This window comes from Pseudomonas nitroreducens (assembly GCF_010994165.1).
GTDB classification, from domain to species: Bacteria; Pseudomonadota; Gammaproteobacteria; order Pseudomonadales; family Pseudomonadaceae; genus Pseudomonas; species Pseudomonas nitroreducens.
Map to the genome: position 1 here is coordinate 342647 of NZ_WMBX01000003.1, position 15115 is coordinate 357761.

The window sequence follows — 15115 nt, forward strand, 5'->3', positions numbered from 1 at the left end:
CGTGTGAAGCCTGACTTCTAGAGCCTGTTCAACGTCTCGCCGAGCGCAGCTCAGGCAAGGCAAAAGCAGGTGAAAAAGCGCAGTTTACGAGTGGTAAATGAGCATTTTGAGCCTGCTTTAACGCAGTATGGGCAAGCGCAGGCAGACATTGGACAGGTTCTAAGGTTGAGGGTATGCGTGAGAAGGTAACTGGCGCCAAGCGCTGGGTAGTCAAGATTGGCAGTGCGTTGCTGACCGCCGATGGTCGCGGTCTGGATCGCGATGCCATGGCGGTTTGGGTCGAGCAGATGGTCGCGCTGCATCGCGCGGGCGTCGAGCTGGTGCTGGTGTCCTCGGGCGCCGTCGCGGCAGGCATGAGTCGCCTGGGTTGGGCTTCCCGGCCTAGCGACATGCATGAGCTGCAGGCCGCCGCTGCCGTGGGGCAGATGGGGCTGGTGCAGGCCTGGGAGTCCAGCTTCGCTGTGCATGGCCTGCAGACCGCGCAAGTGTTGCTGACCCATGACGACCTATCCGACCGCAAGCGCTACCTGAACGGCCGTAATACCCTGCGCACGCTGGTCGATCTCGGCGTGATTCCGGTGATCAACGAGAACGACACCGTGGTCACCGACGAAATCCGTTTCGGCGACAACGACACCCTGGCGGCGCTGGTGGCCAACCTGGTCGAGGCTGACCTGCTGGTGATCCTCACTGATCGTGACGGTATGTTCGATGCCGACCCGCGCAATAATCCCGACGCGCAGCTGATTTTCGAGGCGCGTGCCGATGATTCGGCGCTGGATGCGGTCGCTGGCGGCACCGGTGGTGCGCTGGGGCGTGGTGGTATGCAGACCAAGTTGCGTGCGGCCCGTCTGGCGGCGCGTTCCGGCGCGCATACCGTTATCGTTGGCGGTCGTATCGAGCGTGTGCTGGATCGCTTGCGTGTTGGCGAGCGTCTCGGCACGCTGCTGACTCCCGAACAGAGCCGCAAGGCGGCGCGCAAGCAGTGGCTGGCCGGCCACCTGCAGATGCGCGGCACATTGGTGCTGGATGATGGTGCGGTCAAGGCCGTTGCTCAGGATCACAAAAGTCTGCTGCCGGTCGGTGTGAAGGCTGTGCAGGGCAGCTTCCGTCGCGGCGAGATGGTGGTCTGTGTGGATCAGCAGGGGCGCGAAATCGCTCGCGGGCTGGCGAACTACAGTGCACTTGAGGCGCAGAAGATCATTGGCCAGCCGACCGATGCCATCGAGGGCCTGCTGGGCTATGTCGATGGGCCGGAGCTGGTGCACCGCGACAACCTGGTTCTGGTCTGAGGGGTACTCGCATGCGCAAGGGATTGATCGCTGCATTGCTGTTGTTGCCGGCATTGGCTCGGGCCGATGTGATCGGTGAAGTGTCCACCGTCTTCAAGTGGGTTGGGCCGAATGACAAGATAGTCGTCGAGGCTTTCGATGATCCGAAGGTGGCAGGCGTCAGCTGTTACCTGTCGCGCGCCAAGACCGGCGGTGTGAAGGGTGGGCTGGGTTTGGCGGAGGATCGCGCCGAAGCGTCGATCTCCTGTCGTCAAGTCGGGCCGATCCGATTCTCTGGTGAGCTGAAGGATGGCGAGGTGGTCTTCCAGCAGCGCACGTCCCTGGTGTTCAAGACCATGCAGGTGGTGCGTTTCTTCGACAAGAGGCGCAATGCGCTGGTCTATCTGGTCTACAGCGACCGCGTCATCGAGGGCAGTCCGCAGAATGCGGTGACGGCGATTCCGATTATGCCGTGGCCTGAAAAGTAAGACGAAGAAGGGCGGATTGACCGCCCTTTCTTTTTGCCCGCAGAAAGTGCACCTGTGGATAAGTTCCCAATAGGCAAATCGCAGGCAATAAAAAACCGGCCCTGGGGCCGGTTTTTCAAGAACGGAACGCTTACGCGGTGGCCAGGGCCTTCACGTGGGCGTTCAGGCGGCTCTTGTGGCGAGCGGCCTTGTTCTTGTGGATGATGCCTTTGTCGGCCATGCGGTCGATGACCGGTACGGCAGCAACCAGAGCGGCCTGGGCCTTCGGCAGGTCCTTGGCGTCGACTGCTTTGACTACGTTCTTGATGTAGGTACGAACCATGGAACGCAGGCTGGCGTTGTGGCTGCGACGCTTCTCAGCCTGTTTGGCGCGTTTTTTGGCGGAAGGTGTGTTGGCCACCGTCGAGCTCCTCGAAAAAAACTTGGGATGTTGCGAATAAATTAAGGCCGCGAATAATGCCGTTGCATCAAGGCCTTGTCAAGGGTATGAGCCGCCTCCGACGAGTGGTGCGACAGGTGCACGCTCTCCGGCGGATGGGGTGATTTATTCGCCCCGCGGCCCTACACTGCTGCGCTTCGCCTGGCAGTCGAGCAATCGCTCTAGGCCAGGGCTGCACCCTGCAGGGTCGGTCATTCTACCAGTTCTGGACGCTATGAACCTACTCAAGTCGCTGGCCGCGGTCAGCTCGATGACCATGATCTCGCGGGTGCTCGGCTTCGTGCGCGACACGATCGTCGCCCGCATGTTCGGCGCCGGCATGGCCACCGACGCCTTCTTCGTCGCCTTCAAGCTGCCCAACCTGCTGCGCCGCATTTTCGCCGAAGGGGCGTTCTCCCAGGCGTTCGTGCCGATCCTGGCGGAGTACAAAACCCAGCAGGGCGAGGAGGCGACGCGCACCTTCATCGCCTATGTATCCGGCCTGCTGACCCTGATCCTCGCGCTGGTCACTGCGCTGGGCATGCTCGCTGCGCCCTGGGTGATCTGGGTGACGGCGCCCGGTTTCGTCGACTCGCCGGAGAAGTTCGAGCTCACCAGTTCCCTGCTGCGGGTGACCTTTCCTTATATCCTGCTGATTTCGCTGGCCTCGCTGGCGGGGGCGATCCTCAATACCTGGAACCGCTTCTCGGTGCCGGCTTTCGTGCCGACGCTGCTGAACGTCAGCATGATCCTGTTCGCGCTGTTCCTGACGCCTTACTTCGACCCGCCGATCATGGCGCTGGGTTGGGCGGTGCTGGCCGGCGGCCTGGCGCAGTTGCTCTACCAGCTGCCGCACCTGAAGAAGATCGGCATGCTCGTGCTGCCGCGCATCAATCTGCGCGATTCCGGCGTCTGGCGTGTGCTCAAGCAGATGGGCCCGGCGATCCTCGGTGTCTCGGTCAGCCAGATTTCGCTGATCATCAACACCATCTTCGCCTCGTTCCTGGTCGCAGGCTCCGTGTCCTGGATGTACTACGCGGACCGCCTGATGGAGCTGCCGTCCGGGGTTCTCGGCGTGGCACTGGGCACCATCCTGCTGCCGTCGCTGGCCAAGACCTACGCCAGCGACGATCGTCATGAATATTCGCGGCTGATGGATTGGGGCCTGCGCCTGTGCTTCCTGCTGGTGCTGCCGTGCTCCCTGGCCCTGGCGGTGATCGCCGAGCCGCTGACCGTCGCGCTGTTCCAGTACGGCAAGTTCAGCGCCCACGATGCCCTGATGACCCAGCGTGCGCTGATCGCCTATGCGGTCGGTCTGCTCGGCATCATCCTGGTGAAGGTGCTGGCGCCGGGCTTCTACGCGCGGCAGAACATCAAGACGCCGGTGAAGATTGCATTGTTCACCCTGGTGTCCACCCAGTTGATGAACCTGGTGTTTATCGGCCCGCTCAAACATGCGGGGCTGGCGCTGGCGATCAGCCTCGCGGCCTGCCTGAATGCCGGGTTGCTGTTCTGGCAGTTGCGCAAGCAGCAGCTCTTCGAGCCGCAGGCGGGCTGGGGCAAGTTCATCGCCAAATTAGTCGTATCTGTACTGGTGATGTGTGCGGTGCTGATGGGCATGATGCACTTCATGCCGGCCTGGGATCAGGGGGGGATGCCGATTCGCCTGGTGCGCCTGGGTGCGCTGGTGGTGGCCGGTGTGGTCGCCTATTTCGGTATGCTCGCGCTCCTGGGCTTCCGCCTGCGGGACTTCTCCCGCCGCGCGGTGCTGTAACCTTCGCCAGGCAAAGCATTGCATCGGTTTGCGGCGACGGCATTTTGCCTGTCGCATGGCAACGGGTGCAGGTATAATCGACCACTTTCTGAGCAATACGCGCGCTATGCAGCTGCTTCGAGGCCTTCACAACCTGCGGCCCCTGTCCGGGGGCTGTGTCGCCACCATCGGTAACTTCGACGGCGTCCATCTTGGCCACCAGGCGATCCTGGGGCGTCTGCGCGAGCGTTCGCTGGAGCTGGGCGTACCCAGCTGCGTGGTGATCTTCGAGCCGCAGCCGCGCGAGTACTTCGCACCCGATGCCGCGCCGGTACGCCTGAGCCGCCTGCGCGAGAAGCTCGAATTGCTGCGTCAGTACGGCGTCGATTTCGTGCTATGCCTGGCCTTCAATCGCCGCCTGCGCGAGCTGTCGGCCGCCGAGTTCGTTCGCCAGGTGCTGGTGGAAGGCCTGCAGGTCCGCCATCTGGAAGTGGGCGACGATTTCCGCTTCGGCTGCGATCGTTCCGGCGACTTCGCCTTCCTGGTCAACGCCAGCGCGGAGCAGGGCTTCACGGTCGAGGCCGCGACCACGGTGGAAGTCGACGGCATGCGCGTGAGCAGTTCGCGTATCCGCAAGGACCTGGCCGACGGCGACCTGCACATGGTCGAACGCCTGCTGGGTCGCCCGTATCGTCTGAGCGGCCGCGTGCTGCACGGGCAGAAGCTGGGGCGCACCCTGGGCTCGCCCACTGCGAACATCCAGCTCAAGCGCCGCAAGGCGCCGCTCAATGGCGTCTACCTGGTCAGCACTCTCGTGGCTGGCCAGCGTCGCAACGGGGTTGCCAACATCGGCACCCGGCCGTCCGTGAATGGCGACGGTCGGCCCCATCTGGAAGTGCATCTGCTGGATTTCGCCGGCGATCTGTACGGCCAGCACCTGGATATTACGTTCCACCAGAAGCTGCGTGATGAGCAGCGTTTCGCCTCGCTCGAGGCGCTCAAGGCGGCCATCCTCGCCGACATCGCCGCCGCCCGAGCCTACTGGCTGGGCCAACCGCTTGATTGAAGATCCTGAACAGGCCCTGAGATGACCGATTACAAAGCCACTCTGAACCTTCCCGAAACCGACTTCCCGATGAAAGCCGGCCTGCCGCAGCGCGAGCCGCAAACTCTCAAGCTCTGGAACGACATTGGCCTGTACCAGCAGCTGCGGAAGATTGGCGAAGGTCGCCCGAAATTCATCCTGCACGATGGCCCGCCCTACGCCAATGGCAGCATCCATATCGGTCACGCGGTCAACAAGATCCTCAAGGACATCATCGTCCGCTCCAAGACCCTGGCTGGCTACGACGCCCCTTATGTGCCGGGCTGGGACTGCCACGGCCTGCCGATCGAGCACAAGGTCGAGACCACCCACGGCAAGAACCTGCCGGCGGGCAAGACCCGCGAGCTGTGCCGCGAATATGCTGCCGAGCAGATCGAAGGGCAAAAGGCCGACTTCATCCGCCTGGGTGTGCTGGGTGATTGGGACAATCCCTACAAGACCATGAACTTCTCCAACGAGGCCGGTGAAATCCGCGCGCTCGCCGAGATGGTCAAGCAAGGCTTCGTGTTCAAGGGCCTGAAGCCGGTGAACTGGTGCTTCGACTGCGGCTCCGCCCTGGCTGAAGCTGAGGTTGAATACGCCGACAAGAAGTCCGACGCCATCGACGTCGCCTTCCCGGTGGAAGACGAAGGCAAACTGGCCGCCGCCTTTGGTCTGGCCAGCCTGTCCAAGCCGGCCGCCATCGTCATCTGGACCACCACCCCCTGGACCATCCCGGCCAACCAGGCGCTGAACGTCCACCCCGAATTCACCTACGCGCTGGTCGATACCGGCGAGCGCCTGCTGGTGCTGGCCGAGGAGCTGGTCGAGTCCTGCCTGCAACGCTACGGCCTGGAAGGCAAGGTTATCGCCACCGCACAAGGCGAAGCGCTGGACCTGATCCGCTTCCGCCACCCGTTCTACGAGCGCCTCTCGCCTGTCTACCTGGCCGAGTACGTCGAACTGGGCGCCGGCACCGGCGTGGTTCACTCCGCCCCGGCCTACGGTGAGGACGACTTCCGTACCTGCAAGCAGTACGGCATGGTCAACGACGACATCCTCAGCCCGGTGCAGAGCAACGGCGTGTACGTGGCCGACCTGCCGTTCTTCGGCGGCCAGTTCATCTGGAAGGCCAACCCGGCTATCGTTGCCAAGCTCGACGAAGTGGGCGCGCTGCTCAAGCACGCGGCCATCAACCACAGCTACATGCACTGCTGGCGCCACAAGACCCCGCTGATCTACCGCGCCACCGCACAGTGGTTCGTTGGCATGGACAAGCAGCCGCAGACCGGCGCCACCCTGCGCGAGCGCGCGCTGGAAGCCATCACCGAAACCGAATTCGTGCCCACCTGGGGCCAGGCGCGCCTGCACGGCATGATCGCCGGCCGTCCGGACTGGTGCATCTCGCGTCAGCGCAACTGGGGCGTACCGATCCCGTTCTTCCTGCACAAGGCCACCGGCGAGCTGCACCCGCGCACCGTCGAGCTGATGGAAGAAGTTGCCCTGCGCGTGGAGAAAGAGGGCATCGAAGCCTGGTTCAAACTCGATGCCGCCGAACTGCTGGGCGATGAGGCCGCGCGGTACGACAAGATCAACGACACCCTGGACGTCTGGTTCGACTCCGGCACCACCCACTGGCACGTGCTGCGCGGCTCCCACGCCGAACTGGGCCACGCCAGTGGCCCGGCTGCCGACCTCTACCTGGAAGGCTCCGACCAACACCGCGGCTGGTTCCATTCCTCGCTGCTGACCGGTTGCGCCATCGACGGCCATGCGCCGTACCGCCAGCTGCTGACCCACGGCTTCACCGTGGACGAGTCCGGCCGCAAGATGTCCAAGTCCCTGGGCAACACCGTGGTGCCGCAGACCGTGATCGACAGCATGGGCGCCGACATCCTGCGCCTGTGGGTCGCGTCCACCGACTACTCGGGCGAGATCGCCGTTTCCCAGCAGATTCTCCAGCGCAGCGCCGACGCCTACCGTCGTATCCGCAATACCACGCGCTTCCTGCTGTCCAACCTGTCCGGCTTCGACCCGGCCAAGGACCTGCTGCCCAATGACCAGCTGCTGGCCCTGGACCGCTGGGCCATCGACCGCGCGCTGCAGCTGCAACGCGAGCTGGAAGAGGCCTACCGCGACTACCGCTTCTGGAACGTCTACTCCAAGGTGCACAACTTCTGCGTGCAGGAGCTGGGCGGCTTCTACCTGGACATCATCAAGGACCGCCAGTACACCACCCAGGCGAACAGCGTTGCCCGCCGTTCCTGCCAGACCGCGCTGTTCCACATCGCCGAGGCCCTGGTGCGCTGGATCGCGCCGATCATGGCCTTCACCGCCGAGGAAATCTGGAGCTTCATGCCGGGCGAGCGCGCCGAGTCGGTGATGCTGACCACCTGGTACGACGGCCTTTCGGAACTCCCGGCCGACGCCGAACTGGATCGCGCCTACTGGGACGAGGTCATGGCTGCCAAGGCCGCCGTGAACAAGGAACTGGAGAACCTGCGCAGCGCCAAGACCATTGGTGGCAACCTGCAGGCCGAGATCACCCTCTACGCCGAAGACTCCCTGGCCAAGCGCCTGGAGAAGCTGGGTAACGAGCTGCGCTTCGTGCTCATCACTTCCGCCGCCACTGTCGCGCCGCTGTCCGCAGCGCCCGCCGATGCGGTAGCGAGTGAACTGCCGGGCCTGAAACTGCAGGTCGTGAAGTCCTCCCACGCCAAGTGCGGCCGTTGCTGGCACTTCCGCGCGGATGTCGGCAGCAATGCCGCGCACCCGGAACTGTGCGGCCGCTGCGTCGAGAACATCGAAGGTGCCGGCGAGGTTCGTCACTATGCCTAATGCCGATCGCTTCGGTCGCCTGCCCTGGCTGTGGATCACCGTGCTGGTGTTCGTCCTGGATCAGGCCTCCAAGGCCTTCTTCCAGGCCGAGCTGAGCATGTACCAGCAGATCGTGGTTATCCCCGACCTGTTCAGCTGGACCCTGGCCTACAACACCGGTGCCGCGTTCAGCTTCCTGGCCGACAGTTCCGGCTGGCAGCGCTGGCTGTTCGCCCTGATCGCCATCGTGGTCAGCATGGTGCTGCTGGTCTGGCTCAAGCGCTTGAAGCGCGGCGAGACCTGGCTGGCCATCGCCCTGGCCCTGGTGCTGGGCGGCGCGCTGGGCAACCTGTACGACCGCATGGTCCTGGGCCACGTAGTGGACTTCATCCTCGTGCACTGGCAGGACCGCTGGCGCTTCCCGGCCTTCAACCTGGCCGACAGCGCCATCACCGTCGGCGCCATCATGCTGGCGCTGGACATGTTCAAATCGAAAAATTCCGGAGAGACCGCCAATGGTTGATGTCCGTATTGGTGGTGATTCCCATGTCACCCTGCATTTCGCCCTGAAGCTCGAAGACGGCAACGTCGTCGACAGCACCTTCGACAAGCAGCCAGCCACCTTCAAGGTCGGCGACGGCAACCTGCTGCCGGGCTTCGAGCAGGCGCTGTTTGGCCTGAAAGCTGGCGACAAACGCACCCTGACCATCGAGCCGGAGAATGGCTTCGGCCAGCCGAACCCGGCCAATGTGCAGGTGATGCCGCGCGATCAGTTCCAGGACATGGAGCTGGCCGAAGGCCTGCTGGTGATCTTCAATGATGCCGCCAAGACCGAGCTGCCGGGCGTTGTCAAGGAATTCGACGAGCAGCACGTCACCATCGATTTCAACCATCCGCTGGCCGGCAAAACATTGGCCTTCGAAGTCGATATCATCGATGTACAGCCAGCCTGAATGAGCGGGCGGCCCGCACTCAGCGGGCCGTTTCGCGCCAGGCGAAGTATTCCTACCGGCCCCTCGCGGGCCGGCTTGCGTAGCACCCGAGGCCACCATGCAAATCAAACTCGCCAATCCCCGCGGCTTCTGTGCCGGCGTCGACCGGGCGATCGAGATCGTCAACCGCGCCCTCGACGTCTTCGGCCCGCCGATCTACGTGCGCCATGAAGTGGTGCACAACAAGTTCGTGGTGGAGAACCTGCGCAACCGCGGCGCCGTGTTCGTCGAGGAGCTCGACCAGGTGCCGGACGACACCATCGTCATCTTCAGCGCCCACGGCGTTTCCCAGGCCGTGCGCAAGGAGGCTGAGAACCGCGGCCTGAAAGTCTTCGACGCCACCTGCCCGCTGGTGACCAAGGTGCACATGGAGGTCGTGCGCTACAGCCGCGACGGCCACGAGTGCATCCTGATCGGCCACGAAGGCCATCCGGAAGTGGAAGGGACGATGGGGCAGTACGACGCCTCCAACGGCGGCGCCATCTACCTGGTGGAAGACGAAGAAGACGTCGCTGCGCTGGAAGTGCGCGACCCCGAGGCGCTGCACTTCGTCACCCAGACTACCCTTTCGATGGACGATACCTCGAAGGTGATCGACGCCCTGCGCGCGAAATTTCCGCACATCCAGGGCCCGCGCAAGAACGACATCTGCTACGCCACCCAGAACCGCCAGGACGCGGTGAAGGAACTGGCCGACCAGTGCGACCTGGTGCTGGTGGTCGGCAGCCCGAACAGCTCCAACTCCAACCGCCTGCGCGAACTGGCGGAGCGCATGGGCACTCCCGGTTACCTGATCGACGGTGCGGAGGATATGCAGAAGGAGTGGTTCGATGGCGTGCAGCGCATCGGTATCACCGCCGGCGCTTCGGCTCCGGAAGTGCTGGTGCGCGGCGTGATCCAGCAACTGCGCGACTGGGGCGCAGAGCCTGAGGTGGAGCTGGATGGGCGGGAGGAGAACATTACTTTCTCGATGCCCAAGGAGTTGCGGGTCAAGGTGCTGTAAGGCATTTTCCGAGCAATAAGAAACCCGCGAAGGCGGGTTTCTTATTGGGCGTGGATTAGATGCCGTTGCAACTGCCCCATGCGTTCGTCAATGCGCCAGTGCCTGACTTGGCCCCGGAGGAGTTGAGGACCAGCGTGCCCTTGCCCGCCAGCACCCCCGTTGCGGTGACGCTGGCAGTCAAGGTGTATGCCGAATCGCTCAAGCCACTAAGGGCGATGGTGAAGTTCTTCTTGGTGCCGTCCACCGGAGCCGACTGGTAGACCCCAAGGTCCGTCGCTTTCGCCGATGAATAGGTGTTGTGCTGGGCACGGTAGCGCTCCATCACGTTGGCCGCGCCCAGGAGCACACCTTTGCCGTCTTCACAGGCGCCGCGCCTCACATAGCTCTGGTAGCTGGGGAAGGCGATCGCCGAGAGTACGCCGATGATGATGACCACGATCATCAGTTCGATCAGCGTGAATCCTTGTTCCTTGTGCATGCTTGCAACCTGGTCTATTGGGCTCATGGGGTCTGGTCGATCCAGAACGAGCGGGGGTCGTTGTCGAGCAGGATCCGCTTGAACTGGCCAGTGGTGGTGCCGTTCTGGCCAGTCACCGAATAACCGGTGCCCGCGGCGTTCACGTAGCAACTGGAGCCCTGGCAGAAGACTACCGGGTCGGGTGCAAGGCCACCGTTGGCCAGGCTGTTCTTGAAGCGGTCCGATGGGTCGCTGCTGTCTACGATGGTCGGCGTTGCGTCGAGGATGTTCACCTCATAGGAGCGGTTCAACCCGACGGCAGCCTGGCAGGAGTTGGAGACTGCCGTGGGCTGGTAGGTGTTGAAGAACAACTTGCCGTTGAGGGTCACGGCGCGAGTAAGGACTTTTTCTCCATCCCGACTGTTCATCTTGATGTACCAGCCCTTGGCGGCCTTCAACGATGCCAGTTGAGCGGCTTTCTCGTCGTCGGTGCCATTCTGCACAAGGTTCGCGGTGGCGTCGTACAGGTCGCTCTCGGTGATGGTGCCTTCGTTGCCGCTGGCTGGCTTGGTGATGTTCTGGGTGCGGAACGAGTAGAACCGGTCCTGGGCATTCTTGTCCAGCGGGTGGCCGCGGTAGCCGGACCCAACGTTCACCGCCAGTGCCAGGGTGCCGCTGTCGTTGAGCAGGGCGACGTCCACTTCGTTATAGAAGCGGCGCAGCTTGGCCTTGCGATCGGCGGTCGTTTCACTGGTGGTATCGGCCGGGACGACGTTGGCGAAGACGCCGTCGCCGCTGTTGCCGCCGGGAGTGACCAGGTTGGTGCCACTGCTGCCGTTGTTGATGTAGAAGCGCCAGACCTGGCCACCCAGGTCGCCGACGAAGATCTGGTCGGCCAGTTGCTGGCTGTCCGAGATCAGTGCGCCCTGGGTGTTCTTCTGCAGGTCGAGGACCCGAACGCGCCCCGGCATGCTGTAGTTCATCTTGCTCAGAACCTTGGTGGCCGAACTGTCGTTGCTGGCCGACCAGATCAGTGCGCCGGTCTTGGCATTGACGATGTATAGAGCATTGCCCTGATCGTCGGTAGTGCGGACGCTGGCGTTGTCCTGGTCAACGTCATAGCCGCCAGCGAAGATCAGCACATCCGTGGGCGGATTGCTGTCGCTGGCCGTGCCCACCTGGATCTGCGTCTTCACTGGGGCCGACCAGGTCTGGCCGAGCTTGCTGAAGCCACTGGTGGTGCCACCGAGGATCTGCCACATCAAACGAGGTGCCGCCCGGTCGGTGATATCCAAGGCATACATGTCGCGACCGCCGCGACCCATGGTCACATAGGCATAGACGAATTCGCCATCGTTCAGGCCGCTGATCGTTTCGCCGGTCTGCAAGTTCTTGCCGCCGTAGATCACGCCGTTGTTGTTGGCGTCGTTGACCCACAGGGTGACGGTGTTGTCGAGGCCATATGGGCGCGGCTTCTGGCTGGTGGAGCGGGCATTGTTGTATAGCGCCTTGATGTTGCCCAGCAGGGCCTTGGGCATGAAGGCCATCTGCTCGACGCCGGTCTTGGAGTTGATGACGTGCAGGTATCCTTCGTTGGAGGAAACCACCACGCTCTGGTCTGCATCGCTGCAGCTGCCATCGCTGGCAACGCTGGTGTTGCAACCCCAGGTCGCCAGGCGGGGCGAGGAGTGCAGGGGGTCACCCATGGCTTTGCGAACGGTACTGTCCGCCGGGTTGGTGCCGCGGATGTAGTTGATCAGGTTGGAGCGCTCGGTAGCATCCGCCGCGCCGAGCATGTCCGCAGTCAAGGCGGTATTTGCCGTGCTGAGCAGGTTGTTGTTGCCGGTACTCAGGGTGACAGCGGACGTCAGAGTAGAGCCGGTATAGGTGTACAACTTGCGGCTTGCCGGATCGGTCAGCAGGGCCGCTGCGCCGCCGGCAGCTGTGTTATTGCCGTCGGCCGGGTTGCTCCAGTAGCTGCGTGCCGTGTTACGGAAGAAGCCAGTGTTGGCATCGATAGCCGGAGTGCCGTCGGCGTCGACGATCTGCGCGATGGATGTGTCGCCGTTGCTAGGCGTGGCGAAGCGGTAGCGCTTGACGTTGCCTGCCCAGCGGTCGTTTTCCGAGGGTTTGAACAGCGAGTAGTACAGCTCGTCCTTGTTGTCCGCGCGGTTGAAGGAGTTCACCGGGGCGCTGACGCTGACGAAGGTGGTGTCGGTGGCCAATACCTGCTGGATGATGGCGTTGAATGCCGCCGATAGCTGGGCCGCGTCGGTGGCCGTATAGAACGACCCCTTGCCGTTGCTGGCTACGTCGCGCAGGAAATTCTTGATGTTGGTACTGGCCGTGCCGCCGCTGGCATCCAGGGCGAAACCGACGGTGTGGGTGATGAAGTAGTTATCGCCGTCGAACGCGGACTGGTCATTGGCGGACAGCCAGCCGGCCAGGGACCGTGCGCAGCGTTCGCCATCGTCGCTGGCATCGCCGGTGCAACTCTTGCCGATCAGGCTGCCAATCGCGTTCTTGGCGTCGTTGGTGTTGTTGTTGGCCTGGCCGTCGGTGAGTATCACGATGTGCGTGGCCTGGCAGGCGCTGGTCATAGGCGAGCTGAAACCGCTGCGTTCTCCCCGCAAATACTGTGTAGCCTCAAGGTAGGTCGGCACGATCGGAGTACCGTCCTTGGCCGTCATGTTCTGCACCAGGGCGTCGAGGTGGTTGCGCACGGTGTTGGTGCTGACCCCAAGCCCGCCGTTGGCCACCTTGATGCGCAGCTTGATCGACTGCGACGGGTTGGTCTCATAGGCGCGTACGCTCAGGTTGGTATCCGATCCCTGGTTGAGCAGCAGAGTGACGGCGTTACCCGGTTGCCAACCGCTGCGGTTGACCACCGATTGCAGTGAGGTCTTGATCGCTGCGTCGCGGCAAATGTACGGAGTATTGGCAGTCCATCCACCACCGTCATTGTTGATGGCGCAAGTCGCCGTGCTGGTGCGATTGCGGTTGCTCAGGTTGCTGGTGTCGGAGGTGAAGGCCGCCGAGTTGTCCGCCGCTTCGAAACTGATCGTGGTAGTTGCGTTGGGCGAGTTGGAAGAGGACGCCGGGGTCAGGATCACTCGGGCGTCAAGGATGTTGGCGTTGCGGTTGAGAGCCAGGCCCTCGTAGCGCGCGCCGACGTAGGCGCGGTTCAGCGTGAGGCTGTTACCGGCCAGGTTCATACCGCCTGTACGGCTTTCGTAGGCGTCGTTCTTCTGGTCGGTGACACGGGCTTCAAGGATCGGGTTGAGGCAGCCGTTGGCGCCACCGGTATAGGAAATGGTCAGGCGCGGCTGCAGACCGGCGCCGCCGTCATAGCTGTAGGCGGTACGTGAACCCGTTCCTGAACTTGGCGTGAGGAAGAAGGCCATCGCGTTGTTGCCGCACCAGCCTGTCTGGTTCACGACCTCCTGCACCTGCCCGGTGACGTCAGGGCCGTTCACATACACGGGCGGGTTTTCGGTGATCCATTCAGGCGCCTGCCAGTTGGTCAGTGCAGTGGTCTTGGTGCGGTTGGCGAAGTGTTCGCCGGTGCTCAGTACCGGTGCGTCGTTGCTCAGTTGCGCCTTGACCTGGAAGGTCACGGCCTGGCTGCTGGATGAGGCCGGCACGAAGTCCAGGCGCGCCGAGGTGACGGTGGCACCCTGAGGAATCGAGACGTTCTCGAAGCGCATTGCGCCGACACGGGTCTGTGTCTGGGTGGTCGGCGTGGTGTAGTTGATGATCAGGCGCGGCGCCGAAGCGGTTGGGCAGCCCGAAGCGCAGAAGGTGTAGTCGTTGTTCTGGCTGGCACGGAAGGCCAGCAATACGTCACCGATCGGGTCGGCTACCGGGTTCGTCGCCATGATGTCGGTGATCAGCGGCAAGATGTTGAACTGGACGCTGGTGCCATTTCGCCAGGTGGTTGCGGTGATTCTGGAGGCAGTGGCGCTGAAGGTCCGGTTGCTGCCAAGTTTCTGATCGTCGTTGAGGTCTGCAGGCGTCTTGCTGCGCTGGGCGCGAATGCTCAGTTGCGGCGGCGTGCCGGTGTTGCTGTTGGTCGGGGTCAACTGCAGAACGGCGCTCTGAATCGTCGCATTCGGAGGCAAGTTGACACCCTTGATCAGCAGCAATGCCGTCATGCCCGCAGTGGAGTTGCGTACGTTCATGCTGGTGACCGCTTTGCAGTTCGTGCGATTGGCGGTCGCTGCGACGTTGCAGGCGTAATCTGCCGCAGCCGGTGCGGTGTTATACGTAGTGCTGCTGAAGAACGCGTTGGAGCCGGTGAGCGGTACATCCTTCAGCCCGGGAGTGTCGATATTGACTCCCACGTAGCCCATCACCAGGCTGGGGTCGTCCAGCACCGGTGCGCTGCTCACGTCGGTGCGTTCGGTACCGTCACCCACGCTGTCGAGCAGCTCAGGGGCGTTGGCCACCTGGGTAACCGAGCTGGGCATGATGTCGTCGATGTTCTCCACCGGAAACACCATGCGCGTGCCGTCGTATTCGGTACGCGAGTTCAGCACCATCACGCCGGCGTTGATGCCTTTTACGCTCTGGATGATGTCGGAGAAAGCGCCCTTGAGGATGGTCATCCGTGAGGACTGGCCGCCCGAAGGGTTGTCGTTGCTGTCGGTCCGCCAGGCCATGGAGCCGGAGTTATCCAGCACGAAGAGCACGTTGGGACGGATGCCGCTGTCGATGGCCGGGCCGCCGAAGAAGATTTCAGTGTCGTCGGCATAGCTCAGGGTCGCCGACGACATCAGGCCGGTGGCGAGCATACCGGTCAGCAGGGCGCGGATTTTCGGGATTCTGTTCAT

11 protein-coding genes are annotated in these 15115 nt (G+C 63.0%); 8 read left to right on the forward strand and 3 right to left on the reverse strand.

Annotated features, from left to right (window positions below; genetic code table 11):
* Positions 1-173: 173 nt before the first annotated feature.
* The gene (gene proB, locus GJV37_RS14975) at positions 174-1292 is read left to right on the forward strand and encodes a glutamate 5-kinase (RefSeq protein WP_065084213.1); all 1119 of its coding nucleotides are present in this window, start codon (positions 174-176) and stop codon (positions 1290-1292) included.
* An 11-nt stretch (positions 1293-1303) separates the two neighbouring features.
* Entirely contained in the window at positions 1304-1759 is a 456-nt protein-coding gene (locus GJV37_RS14980) for a CreA family protein (RefSeq protein WP_170859259.1), read from the forward strand.
* Positions 1760-1889: 130 nt separating this feature from the next.
* On the opposite strand, the gene rpsT is transcribed toward GJV37_RS14980, so the two are convergent.
* A complete protein-coding gene (gene rpsT, locus GJV37_RS14985; protein WP_009617555.1) occupies positions 1890-2159 on the reverse strand; it encodes a 30S ribosomal protein S20 in 270 nt (89 codons plus the stop codon).
* A 253-nt stretch (positions 2160-2412) separates the two neighbouring features.
* On the opposite strand from rpsT, the gene murJ reads away from it, so the two are divergent.
* From murJ to ispH, 6 genes are all read left to right on the forward strand, one after another.
* Positions 2413-3951, forward strand: coding sequence for a murein biosynthesis integral membrane protein MurJ (murJ, locus tag GJV37_RS14990; protein WP_169888694.1), 1539 nt, complete (start codon positions 2413-2415; stop codon positions 3949-3951).
* Positions 3952-4057: 106 nt separating this feature from the next.
* Positions 4058-4996, forward strand: coding sequence for a bifunctional riboflavin kinase/FAD synthetase (gene ribF / locus GJV37_RS14995; protein ID WP_037015657.1), 939 nt, complete (start codon positions 4058-4060; stop codon positions 4994-4996).
* 21 nt (positions 4997-5017) lie between these two features.
* Positions 5018-7852: an isoleucine--tRNA ligase gene (gene ileS / locus GJV37_RS15000; RefSeq protein ID WP_170859260.1), complete on the forward strand. Its 2835-nt coding sequence runs from the start codon at positions 5018-5020 to the stop codon at positions 7850-7852.
* The gene (lspA, locus tag GJV37_RS15005) at positions 7845-8354 is read left to right on the forward strand and encodes a signal peptidase II (protein WP_170859261.1); all 510 of its coding nucleotides are present in this window, start codon (positions 7845-7847) and stop codon (positions 8352-8354) included. The genes ileS and lspA overlap by 8 nt, the downstream gene beginning before the upstream one ends.
* Complete coding sequence (fkpB, locus tag GJV37_RS15010) at positions 8347-8784, forward strand: FKBP-type peptidyl-prolyl cis-trans isomerase (RefSeq protein ID WP_170859262.1); 438 nt, start codon at positions 8347-8349, stop codon at positions 8782-8784. Before lspA ends, fkpB begins: the two co-directional genes overlap by 8 nt.
* 97 nt (positions 8785-8881) lie before the next feature.
* A complete protein-coding gene (ispH, locus tag GJV37_RS15015; protein ID WP_170859263.1) occupies positions 8882-9826 on the forward strand; it encodes a 4-hydroxy-3-methylbut-2-enyl diphosphate reductase in 945 nt (314 codons plus the stop codon).
* Between the two features lie 55 nt (positions 9827-9881).
* On the opposite strand, the gene GJV37_RS15020 is transcribed toward ispH, so the two are convergent.
* Both GJV37_RS15020 and GJV37_RS15025 read right to left on the reverse strand, forming a co-directional pair.
* Entirely contained in the window at positions 9882-10304 is a 423-nt protein-coding gene (locus GJV37_RS15020; protein ID WP_170859264.1) for a type IV pilin protein, read from the reverse strand.
* Between the two features lie 23 nt (positions 10305-10327).
* Entirely contained in the window at positions 10328-15115 is a 4788-nt protein-coding gene (locus GJV37_RS15025; RefSeq protein WP_170859265.1) for a pilus assembly protein PilY, read from the reverse strand.